This window comes from Enhygromyxa salina, from assembly GCF_000737335.2.
Lineage (GTDB): Bacteria > Myxococcota_A > Polyangia > Nannocystales > Nannocystaceae > Plesiocystis > Plesiocystis salina_C.
On the sequence record NZ_JMCC02000170.1, the window covers coordinates 1 to 11,223 of the forward strand.

8 protein-coding genes and 1 pseudogene are annotated in these 11,223 nt (G+C 66.5%); 4 read left to right on the forward strand and 5 right to left on the reverse strand.

The window, feature by feature from the left end; all coding sequences use genetic code 11:
- Window positions 1-67 precede the first annotated feature (67 nt).
- From DB30_RS38780 to DB30_RS38795, 4 genes are read right to left on the reverse strand one after another with little or no spacing between them, the layout of a single operon-like run.
- Window positions 68-1,138: an MlaD family protein gene (locus DB30_RS38780; RefSeq protein WP_052558909.1), complete on the reverse strand. Its 1,071-nt coding sequence runs from the start codon at window positions 1,136-1,138 to the stop codon at window positions 68-70.
- Window positions 1,139-1,142: 4 nt separating this feature from the next.
- A complete protein-coding gene (locus DB30_RS38785) occupies window positions 1,143-1,943 on the reverse strand; it encodes an ABC transporter ATP-binding protein (protein ID WP_052558911.1) in 801 nt (266 codons plus the stop codon).
- Window positions 1,936-2,703: an MlaE family ABC transporter permease gene (locus DB30_RS38790; RefSeq protein WP_052558913.1), complete on the reverse strand. Its 768-nt coding sequence runs from the start codon at window positions 2,701-2,703 to the stop codon at window positions 1,936-1,938. Before DB30_RS38790 ends, DB30_RS38785 begins: the two co-directional genes overlap by 8 nt.
- The gene (locus DB30_RS38795; protein ID WP_052558915.1) at window positions 2,704-3,462 is read right to left on the reverse strand and encodes an MlaE family ABC transporter permease; all 759 of its coding nucleotides are present in this window, start codon (window positions 3,460-3,462) and stop codon (window positions 2,704-2,706) included. It abuts the gene before it with no gap.
- Between the two features lie 436 nt (window positions 3,463-3,898).
- Between DB30_RS38795 and DB30_RS38800 the strand changes: the two genes are divergently transcribed.
- The 4 genes from DB30_RS38800 to DB30_RS38815 all read left to right on the forward strand — a co-directional run bounded on the left by DB30_RS38800 (window position 3,899) and on the right by DB30_RS38815 (window position 10,577).
- Entirely contained in the window at window positions 3,899-5,503 is a 1,605-nt protein-coding gene (locus tag DB30_RS38800) for a GDSL-type esterase/lipase family protein (protein WP_146662605.1), read from the forward strand.
- Window positions 5,504-5,606: 103 nt separating this feature from the next.
- Window positions 5,607-6,158, forward strand: a complete 552-nt coding sequence (locus DB30_RS38805) for a CAP domain-containing protein (RefSeq protein ID WP_165704151.1) — start codon at window positions 5,607-5,609, stop codon at window positions 6,156-6,158.
- 137 nt (window positions 6,159-6,295) lie between these two features.
- Entirely contained in the window at window positions 6,296-9,337 is a 3,042-nt protein-coding gene (locus tag DB30_RS38810) for a serine/threonine-protein kinase (protein ID WP_052558922.1), read from the forward strand.
- 154 nt (window positions 9,338-9,491) lie between these two features.
- Window positions 9,492-10,577: a terpene synthase family protein gene (locus tag DB30_RS38815; RefSeq protein WP_052558924.1), complete on the forward strand. Its 1,086-nt coding sequence runs from the start codon at window positions 9,492-9,494 to the stop codon at window positions 10,575-10,577.
- A gap of 20 nt (window positions 10,578-10,597) precedes the next feature.
- Here the strand turns inward: DB30_RS38815 and DB30_RS38820 are convergent.
- Window positions 10,598-11,223, reverse strand: a pseudogene (locus tag DB30_RS38820) (hypothetical protein); the annotation flags it as partial.

Consider the following 11,223-nt stretch of genomic DNA (forward strand, 5'->3'; position numbering starts at 1 on the left):
AGCGCTGGGCCAAGCTCGCGCGTGAGGTCAACGCCGGCGGCCAGCTGTTCGAGCACGGCTAAAATTCCTACTCTTCGAGCTCCTCGATCCGGTCCTTCGCGTTCTTGCGCTTGCCGCCGCCAACGCGAACGAGCACGCCTTCCTCCTGCAAGAACCGCCGAATCGTCAGCTCGTCGATGCTCGCGGCCCGCTCGGCCAGGCGCGAGAGGTTGGCGATCATCGGCCCCACGTCCTTGCCGATGTCCTTGATGTCTTCGGACATTTGCTTGAGGTTGTTGGACGCAACCGCGACGTCATCAATGACCTGACCGAGCTTGTCCATCCGCTCGGGGGTGAACTCCGCGACCACGCCCTCGACCTTGGCCAGCGCGCTGTCGGCCCGCCCGAGGGTGCGATCGGCCTTGTCCAACAACCCAGGCAGGCGGTTGGCGGTGGTCGCCGTGATCCGATCGAGGTTGCCAATGATCCGATCGATGCGCGGGTCAGCGAGCAACGCGTTGGTGTTGTCCAACAGCTGGTGCACGCCTTCTTTGTTCTGCTCGGTGATCTCGCGGATCCCGGTGATCGTCGCGCGGGCGTCGTCGATCGAGGCGGTGATCTCCTCGCGGGTCACGACCGGCGCCCCCCCATCGTCGCCGGCCGCCTTGGCGACCAGCCCATCAACCCGCCCGATCAAGGGCTTGAGCGCGGCGCCGATCGAGTCCGTCCCACCCAAGATCGGCTCGAGCGCGTTGAGGACCTGGTCGATCTCGAAGGTCGAGCGGACGTTGACGATCTCCGCCCCGTCTTGCAGCAGCGGCGCGTCGGGGGTGCCCGGCCGCAGCTCGAGGTATTTCTCGCCGAGCAAGCTCTTGGCCCGCACGCCTGCGATCGCGTCCTCGTGAACCGCGATCTCCGGGTCGAGCAGCAGCACCAAGTACGCGTCGTCGCCCTTGCTCTCGATCTGCTCGATCACGCCAACCTTGACGCCCGCGAGCTTGACCGCGTTGTTCTCGACCAGCCCGGCGGCTTCGTCGAGCGTGACCATGTAGCGCTTGCCGTCTCGGCCCCCGAGCGCGCCCACGTTTTGGGCCAGCCACAGCAGCAGCCCGACGGTGATGATGACGAAGGCGCCAAGGAAGATGTACTTGCGGTTCACGGGCTCAGACAACCTTGATCGGACCCACGGTCGCGCGGGTGAAAAATTGCTCGAGGGCAGGGTGGTTCTCGGCGAACACCTGCTCGGCCGGGCCAAAGGTCACCAGCTTGCCGTTGGCCAGCATGCCGATCGTGTCGGCGACCTTGCGGGCCTCGGCGGTGTCGTGACTGATGATGATGAAGGTCATGCCCAGGGTGCGGTGCAGCTCGAGGATCAGCTCATCGAGGGTCGCCGACATGACCGGATCCAGACCCGAAGAAGGCTCGTCGCACAGCACGATGTCGGGGTCGATAGCGATCGCCCGGGCAAAGGCCACGCGCTTGCGCATGCCGCCGGACAGCTCGCTGGGGAATTTTTGCTCGGCGTGGGCGACCCCAACCCGCGCGAGCCGATCCGAGACCTTCTCGTGGATCGCCTGCTCGCTCAGCTGGGTGTGCAGGCGCATCGGAAACGCGACGTTGTCGAACACCGTCATGTCGTCGAACAGCGCGCCGTCTTGAAACAGCATGCCAAACCGACGCCGGATCGCGAACAGCCGCTTGCGATCCGCGGCCCGCTTCTCGTCGAGCGCGGCCACGTCCTCGCCGAACACGAGCACCCGCCCGCGGTCGGGTTGCAGCAGGCCCACGAGGCAGCGCAGCAGCACCGACTTGCCGGTGCCCGAGGGCCCGAGCATGACCGCGATCGAGCCACGCTGAATCGTGAGGCTCACGCCATCGAGCACGGTGTGGTCGCCAAACGACTTGCTGACGTTGTCGAGCACGACGGCTGGGGTGTCGTCGGGCGTGGAGGTGGGATCAGCCATAGATGAGCCAGGACAGGATCAAGTTGACGACGATGCACATGACCGCGCCGTGGACGATCGCGAGGTTGGTGGCAATGCCCACGCCCTCGGCCCCGTCGCGCTTGGCCACGGTGTAGCCGTGAAAACAGGAGATCACCGCGACCAGCCAACCCATGATCAGGCCCTTCAACAGGCCCGTACCGATGTCAGCCAAGCGAACCGCGTCTTGGACCTGCGAGATGAAGCTGCCGGGATCCAGACCGAGCTGCCAGACCGCGCCAGCGTAGGACGCCGCGAGGCCGATCACGTCGGCGTACCCGCACAGCAGCGGCAGCGCCAGCGTGACGGCCCACAGCCGCGGCGCCACCAAGTAGTGGACCGGGTCGACGGCCATGACCTCGAGCGCCTCGATCTGCTCGCTGATCCGCATGTTGGCCAGGCTCGCGGCCAAGTTGGCCCCGATCCTGGCGCCGCACACGACCGCGGCCATGACCGGGTACAGCTCGCGCACGCCACCCACGCCGGCGAACATGCCCAGCAGATCCTGACCGCCAAACCGCTCGAAGGATCCATAGCTCTGGACGCTGAGGTTGAGCCCGGCGAACAGGGTGAGCACGGTCAGCAGCGCGAGCGAGCCCCAGCCCGCGTCGACGAGCTGGGTGACCAGGACATCGCGCGGAGGCAAGCGGGTGAACTGGATCCGCAGCGCCAGGCCGATAAAGCGCACGAAGTCGGCGCCCTGGCGGACCTGATGGGTGACCAGCTGGGTGATCGACTGCATCTACAGCCCAGCCCCCAGCAGCGCCATGCTCACGGCGTAGTCGACCAACAAGATCAGCACGATCGTGCTCACCACCGTGTCGTTGGCGGCCTTGCCCACGTCGGCCGCGCCCTTGCCCACGTTGAGGCCCAGGTAGCCGGCGATCAGGCCGACCCCAAGTCCAAACAGCGAGCACTTGCCCAGACCGATCCACAGATCCGCCGGGGTAATCTGGGCGGTCAGGTGCTCCATGAACGCGCCGTGATCAATTCCGCCGATCGGGACCGCGAACACCCAGCCCGAGAACACCCCGAGCAGGTTGGTCAGCACGCTCAGCAGCGGCGCCACGATCACGCAGGCCAGCACCCCGGGCACGACCACGTAGCGGACCGGGTCCACGGACATCACCGCGAGCGCGTCGATCTGCCCGCGCACTTTCATGGTCCCGATCCGCGCGGCGATCGACGAGCCCGCCTGGGCCGCGACCATCACCGAGGCCAGCGCCGGGCTGTACTCGCGGAAGATCGCGGTGCCCAAGAAGCTCGAGAGCATGCGCTCGGCTCCAAACAGCTTGAAGATCGAGATGCCCTGCAACGAGATCACCGCGCCGACCGGGGCCACGGCCAAGCTGACCGGGATCACGCAGCGCTTCGCCAACACGTTCATCATCCGCAGGGTCTCGCCCAAGTACACCGGTGGCGTGACCGCCGAGCGGGCGACCTGGCCAATGAACATGACCAGGGCGCCGAGGGTGTGAAGCGAGCGCAGGAGCTTGTCCATGGCGGGCGGGCGACGTGCAGCGACGGGAGAGCTCGCAGTCGAGATCAGCTCGAATCGCCAATGCCGCGGGCGGCCCTCGCGGGACGCAGGACGATGCTCGCGCGCATGCCAGGCATTTGTAACAGCGCGGCCGGTCAACGCGCCAGCGAGCTGTTTTCAGCTCGGGCGAGGGCTTCTCGCCCGCTTGCGGACACTTTCGTAGACTCATTCACCGAGGGCAGCGAGCTGTTTTCAGCTCGGGCGAGGGCTTCTCGCCCGCTTGCGGACACTTTCGTAGACTCATTCACCGAGGGCAGCGAGCTGTTTTCAGCTCGGGCGAGGGCTTCTCGCCCGCTTGCGGACACTTTCGTAGACTCATTCACCGAGGGCAGCGAGCTGTTTTCAGCTCAGATCGAGCAAATTTGACTTGCATGGAGCACCCAGACAAAACCAGAGGGTGCTTCGGGCGCCGACATCCGGGTTCCGCAGCCTCGCTGGGGTGTTTTGCGCGCTCGCGCTTGGCTGCGGAGTCGTGACCTGCGGGGAAGCACCATCTCGGATCCCCGGCTCGAGCGCGCAGGCCAACCCTGCGGATCCGGTCGCGCCCGAGGCCGCGCCACCTCGCGAGGCTGCCGGCAGCGAGGACGAAGTTCTGCCTGCCTACACCGACGAAGCGCTCGCGGCTCGGGTCAACGCCCAGCGGGTGCTGCTTGGCAACGATCTGTTCGAGGACATCGAGGGCAACCCGGTCGCGCCGCGCATCGAGCTGATGGCGGAGGGCGAGGACGAGGCGGGCTCGATCGACGATGACATCTTGCTGTCGCTGCCGGGCTCGGGTGGGTTCGGCCTCGGCGGGGCGACCGGAAGCAGCGACCAGGCCGCCAACGGCAACGCGCTGGGGCTGTACGCGCCGGTCGAGCACCCCCGCGATGACCCGGCGCTGGCCCACTTCCACGCGGCCCTCGCCGCGCTCGCGGCCGGCAAAGACGAGGACGGCAAGGTCCGCGTGCTCGTCTATGGTGCCTCGCACACGCAGGCCGACGTCTACCCCGGCTACTTTCGGGCTTACCTGCAGAGCCGGTTTGGCGACGGCGGGCAGGGCTTCGTCTCGCTCAATCGTGTCAACAAGTGGTACCGCTACCAGGACTGGTCGATCGAAGAGACGCGCGGCTGGAACTCGGAGTTCGCCCAACGCTCGAGCTCGCGCAAAGATGGTTTCTACGGGTTGCTCGGCGCGAGCGGCAGCAGCAGCAGCAAGCGCGACCACACCAAGATCGTCCCCCGTCACGAGCTCGCGGTCGCCAGCGAGTATGAGCTCTACTACCTCGCGCAGCCGGGCGGCGGCTCGCTGCGGCTGTTCGCCGATGGCAAGAAGATCGCCACCGTCGACACCGGGAAACAACACGGCAAGCCGGTCACCCAGCCGGCGGCGGGCTACTACGAATTCACCCTCGACGAGGGCCCGCACGAGATCGAGGTTCGGGTCGTGGGCAACGGCGAGGTCCGGCTGTTCGGGCTCGACATGGAGCGGGCGGGGCCGGGCGTCGTGATCGACACGCTGGGGATCTCGGGCACCCGCGCGGCCAACATGCTGCACTGGGACCAGGACGTCTGGACCGACAACATTCGCCGGCGTGACCCGGATCTGTACACGCTCTTCTACGGGACCAACGAAGCGACCGACGAGAACCAGTCAATGGAGAGCTACCGGGCCAACCTGCGCGAGGTCCTGACCCGCCTGCGCAACGCGGCGCCGAACGCCAGCTGCTTGATCATCGGCCCCGGCGACTTCCCGCGCGAGATCGAAGAGGACGTCTGGATCCCGCGCCCGCGCGTGGCCGAGATCGTCGAGGCCCAGCGCGACCTGGCCTACGAGATGGGCTGCGGATTCTGGGACACGCTCGCGTTCATGGGCGGCGTCAACTCGATGCACGAGTGGGCGACTTCCCGCCCGCAAATGGCCAGCCGGGATCACATCCACTTCACCAAGCGTGGCTACGTGCGCCTGGGTATGGCGGTCATCGACGCGATGATGGCGGACTTCGATCGCGGCTCGTTCTGATCCGAGGGGGATCAGGCTGTGGGGCTTGCGACCCCCCATCGCTACGGGCCCACTTCTGGGCCCACTTCTGGTAGATCGAGGCATGGCGCGACGACTCGTCTCCATGCTCACTGTGCTTGCGCTCGCAACCCTTGGCGGCTGCGCCGACGACCCCGACGGCAACGACCTCGGAGCCGGCGACCTCGAAGGTGACGACGCTCCCACCGAGTTCAACGCGCACTGCGATCCGCAGGCCGACTGGGATCCCGAGTGGGCACAGTTCGAAGCCGACGTCCTGGGCATCGTCAACGCGCGTCGAGCCGAGGGGGCCACCTGCGGGGGCGAGAGCTTCGCACCGACCGGGCCGATGACCGCCGAGGCCCAGCTGCGCTGCGCTGCGCGACTGCACTCCCAGGACATGTTCGACCGCAGCTACTTCGACCACACCAACCCCGACGGCGAGAGCCCTTGGGATCGGGTCGACAAGACGGACTACGATGGGTTCGCGTCGGGCGAGAACATCGCGCAGGGCTACGGAGATCCGACCGCGGTGATGGACGGTTGGATGAACAGCCCCGGTCACTGCAGCAACATCATGAACCCCGACAACACCGAGATCGGGGTTGGCTTCCACGGCGGCAATAACCACTGGACCCAAGTCATGGGCCGTCGCTAAACGCCCCACTCGATCCGGCGCTCGCGCGGACAAGGCCCAATTTCGAGCATCGCGCGCTCGAATCGACGTCGAAGCTGCCGAATCTGGTGTGCTGTTTGAACAACCTTGGTGTGCCGTTCTGATAGGGTTGGTCGCGGATGGCCCAGGAGTTCGTCATCGCCGGGCGCTATGTGCTCAGTGAGCAGCCTGAGCTTCTACTCGGCCGCGGTGGCATGGGGGAGGTGTACCTCGGTCGAGATCGCGAGACCGACACCCCCGTGGCCATCAAGGCGCTGCGCAGCGACCGAATCGCCCGGGCCGACGAGACCTCTCGCATGGGCGTGTTGCTCGAGCGCTTTAGCCGAGAGGGCGAGATCTTGCGCGAGCTCGCGCACCCCAACATCGTGCAAATGCTCGCAGTCGACGTCGTCGACGACCGGCAGTTCTTGATCATGGAGTACGTCCCGGGCGGCTCGCTGCGCGAGCGCTTGGACACGGGCGCGCCGCTGACCCTCGTGAAGGCGCTGCAGATGGCCCTCGAGATCGCCGACGCGCTCGGTCGCGTGCACCACCTCGGCATCGTCCACCGGGACATCAAGCCCGACAACATCTTGTTGATGAATGACGGCACCCCACGGGTGACCGACTTTGGCGTGGCCCACCTGGCGAGCGTGGCTCCCGTGACGGGGGCCGGCGCGATCCTGGGCACGCTGGCCTACCTCAGCCCCGAGGCCTGCACGGGGCTGCCTGTCGACGCCCGCAGCGACATCTGGTCGTTCGGGGTCGTGCTCTACGAGATGCTGGTTGGGCGCACGCCGTTTCTTGGCGACACGGCGGTGATGATCGTCGCGGCGATCAGCTCGGGCCCGACCCCGCCGGTCGAGCGCGCAGGTGAAAAATTGCCTCGCGCGCTGGTCCGGCTGGTCAACAAGATGCTGACCAAGGACCGAGACGAGCGCATGAGCAGCGCTCGCAAGGTCGCCGCCGAGCTCGAGTCGATCCTCGTGGAGCTCGAGCGACCGCCGCCAAAGGTCGTCCGCGACCCACCAAAGGCCAGCACGGGCACGCTCGCCGGTACGATCGACAGCGCACAGTTCGTGGTCCCGGAGCCGTTGGCCTCGGAGGACCCGCAAATCTCGCCAGAGCGCCGGACCGAGCTGCGCTTGCTCGAGAAAGTTCACCGCCATTGGATCGCGGGGGTGCTCGAGCAAGCCAACGCGGAGCGAGCCCGGATGCGGCTGCCGGCGCGGCGCTGCTACGAGAAGATCGAGCTCCCTTGGGAGCACCTGGGTACCGCGTTTCGGGATCGCCAGCTGGTCGACATCGGCAGTGATCCAGTCGAGCTGTTCGACGCCACCGATCGCGCGCTGCTGATCCTGGGTGAGGCCGGCGGCGGCAAGTCCACCCTGCTCCTCGAGCTAGCCAACACCCTGCTGGAGCGCTCGATGAAGCAGGCCCAAGATCCGCTGCCGGTCGTCTTGAGCCTCAGCTCGTGGACCCGGCAGAGCGGTGATCTATCGAGCTGGATCGTGGATGAGCTGGTCGCCAAGTATCAGCTCCCGCGCCGGCTGGGTCGGGCGTGGCTCGAGTCCGAGCGCTTGCTGCTGCTGCTCGACGACTTCGTCGGCGAGGTGCCTGGCTGCGTGAATGCGATCAACGAGTTTCGCGAGCAGCATGGCATGTCCGGGATCGTGGTCTGTGGGCGGACCGAGACCCACGCCGCCAGCGACGGCAAGCAGCTGCGGCTCGGCGGCGCGATCGAGCTGCTCTCACCAAGCGAGGAGGAGGTCGAGCGCGCGCTCGGTGAGGTCGAGCCCAGGCTGATCCAGATCCTCGAGAAGGATCCCGCGCTGCGGGAGCTGGTCCGCTCGCCGCTGATGCTGACCTTGTTGCGCGGGGTGTTCTCCAGCCGCGGCGACAGCGACGACGGCTCGGAGAGCGAGAACGAGCGCGAGAACGAGAACGAGAGCACCGCGTCGACCACGAGCAGGGGTCTGCGGGCCGACACCGGCGACGAGCGTCCGTTGCGCGAGCGGCTGTTCGCCAGCTTCGTCCGTCGCTCGCTGCGCGGCGGCCCCCCCGGACTCGAGCGCGCGACGGTCCGCGAACAACTCAGCGAGTTCGCCGCGGGGATGTCGGCCAACAACCAACGCATGTTCTTGATCGAACAGCTGCAGCCAAGCTGGCTGCGGTCACGGGCTCATCAGTGGCTGTATCTCGCGCTGAGCCGTGGGTTCGCGGTGCTGTTCATCACCTGCTCGATCTGGCTGGTCCACGAGCTGCTGATGCGGTTTGGCGTGCCCGAACCACTCAGTCGCGTGCACGTCGAAGGCGCGCGCGCGCTGGGCTGGCCGGGTGCACTCGGTGAGCTCGTGACGCTTGGGTTGATCGGACTGATCGCCACGCCCGCGCTGGTGTTGGCCGATGGCCTGGTCTACGAGCGCCGCCGCAAGCGGGGCCCGCCCGCCTCACAAGAATTCGATCTTCGGCTGGTGGGCCTGCGACTGGCGGTGTTGTTCATCGTGCTCGTTGGGTTGCTAAAGACAGTCGATACCTGGGTTGGGGCGGTCAGCACTGTTTCAATTGTATTGATCCTCAACATTTTCATGCTCGTTCAGCGCGGCTCGCCAAGCTTTAGTGCCGAGGTCCAACCCGTAGAGGCGCTCGGCTGGTCGTGGGGACAGGCCGCCAAGTGGGGGGCGCTCGCGGTTCCCCTCAACCTTGGCCCGGCGGCTGTGTTGTGGTGGATGGACTTTCCAATCCAGATCATCTCTTTTGTCGTTGTCACGGGCGTCTTGTTCGTATTTGTGTGTGCGGGGTTGCAGCACCGCGAGCTCGACGCGCGCAGCAAGCCCAACTTGGGCACCACACTGTCCATGCGAAATGCCATCTACGCGGGCCTGCTCGTGGGTGGGGCGCAGGTTCCGCTGTACTTGCTGTGGTGGCACAGTCCCTGGACCATGGTCGTTGGTGTGATGACCGCTAGCATGGTCTCTGCGCTGAGCTTTGGGTTGCTCGCGGTGATTCAGCACATGCTGCTGCGGCTGCTCCTGACCATGAGCGGGCAGCTTCCCCTGCACCTCGAGCGGCCTTTGGATCACGCGGTCTCCTGCGGTTTGATGCGGCGCGTGGGTGGTGGGTACATGTTCACGTCACCGCTGCTGCAGGACTACTTTGCGAGCCTCCCGAAGTCCGGCTGACTCCGGCTGTGCAAACTGGTCCAATTGACACGCCTCCGGGTGCCAAGTGCGTCCGAGGGCAAATATAACTATCCGCTCGTCGTGTTTATCGGTACACTTCAATTGGACTGAGCGGTACAGATCGAGAGTACCGTTCCGAACATTGGAGTATGGAATGCAACTCGTTCGCGTTTTGCCTGCAACCAAGGTCGCCCACCTCGAGCGAGACAACGCCCGAATACTGTGCCTGAAGGTCCCGCAGCGCTGGAAATCGCCAATCGACATCAGCCCTCACGCCGACGCTGCCCGCGAGGCGATCCTGAGTTGGTTTGCGCAGCTCGGATGTTCAACGGCCGAGCTCGAGCGCGCCGAACGCTTCGACATTGGTGGCTATGTTGGGATCCCATTCCCAAACCTCGACCTCGACCAGACCACGCGGATCGGCAAGTACCTGGCGCTGTGGTTGCTGTGGGACGACGTCCATGTCGAGGAGCTGTCCAGCGGCTGGCGGATCGACGCGGCCGCGGTCCTCGCTGGCCGTCAGCCGGCCAACCCAAGCCGCTTCGACGCGGGCTGGTGGCAGCTCATGCAGGAGTTTCGGACCAGGCGCAGCCCGGCGTGGATCCGCCGGGTGTGTGAGGTGATGAAGCAGTGGAGTGACATGGCGGCCGACGAGGCCAAGCTCGAGTTCCGACGGCGCGAGAGCGGCGCCCTGCCACGCTTTACCGAGCAACTCGAGATGCGGATCGCCACCATTGGCATGTACGGAACGGCCTGCTTGCTAGAAGAGATCCACGACGACGAACCACCGGCCAGCTTCTACACCCACCCGATCGTGCAGATGTTGCAGTACCTGTCTGGCAAGATCGTCGGGCTGGGCAACGACATGTTCAGCCTGGCCAAGGACAGCGTCCAGGGTCAGCTCAACCTCGCGTCCACCCTGATGCTAGAGTCCTCTGTCGGGGTCCGCGACGCGCTTGCGACCTTGGTTCGTCTGCATGACGAAGCCGTGGCGCAGTTCGACCAGCTCGCGGCCCAGCTTTGGCCATGGGCATCCATGGTCTACCCGGGCGCTCAGCGTTGGGTCCAAGATCTGCGCGTCGCCTCGCTGGGGTTCAGCTTGTGGGAGTCGCAGGCGCCCCGCTACACGGCGCACCAGATCGTCGAAGACGGGCAGGTGTTGGCTCCGCGCTTTACCTTCTTCGACTCCGCGCCGCTCGAGCCGGGCGCGCCTGCTCCCGTCGTTGGGCTGGTCGGCTAGTCCGCTTCGGCTGAGCGGGTTTAGAACCGCAGCACCAAGCCAGCCTGGCCGCCGTTGCGACCCGCGGCCAAGGTTGGGGTCAGCTGCACGCCCGCGCGCACTGGGATCCCCCACGCCTCGTTGAAGGCGCGACGCTTCTTGGTGCCAGCCACCAGCATCCCGATGCCACCGCCTGCAGTGCCCAAGCCGATGAGCAGCAGGGGCAAGCTGATCGCCACGTAGGAGACGGAGATCGCCATCATCACGGTGCCGGACAAGGCCAAGACCGACCCGACCGTGAGCATGACAATGCCGCCGCCGTGCAGACCGCGGCCGTCCTGCAGCGGGCGCGAGCCCACGGGGACAGTGCTGCCGCCCCCCGCGGCGCCGCTCGACGCCGACTCGGGGCGCAGGCGCACGCCGGCGATCTGGGCCTTGGGCACGGAGACCACCGTGCCGTCGGCCCCACGCGCGATCGCGAGATCGGTGCTGGACTGCGCGACGACCATGCCGCCAACCGCGGCGCCGTCTTTCATCTGGAGGGCGACCTGTTTGCCGAGCATGCCCTCCCACAAGGTCGCGCCGGTGAGCGTGAGGCTGTCGCCCCCGATCCGCGGCGGGGGAGCAGCCGGCGGCGCGGCCGTTGGGGGCGCGGCGGTTGGGGGCG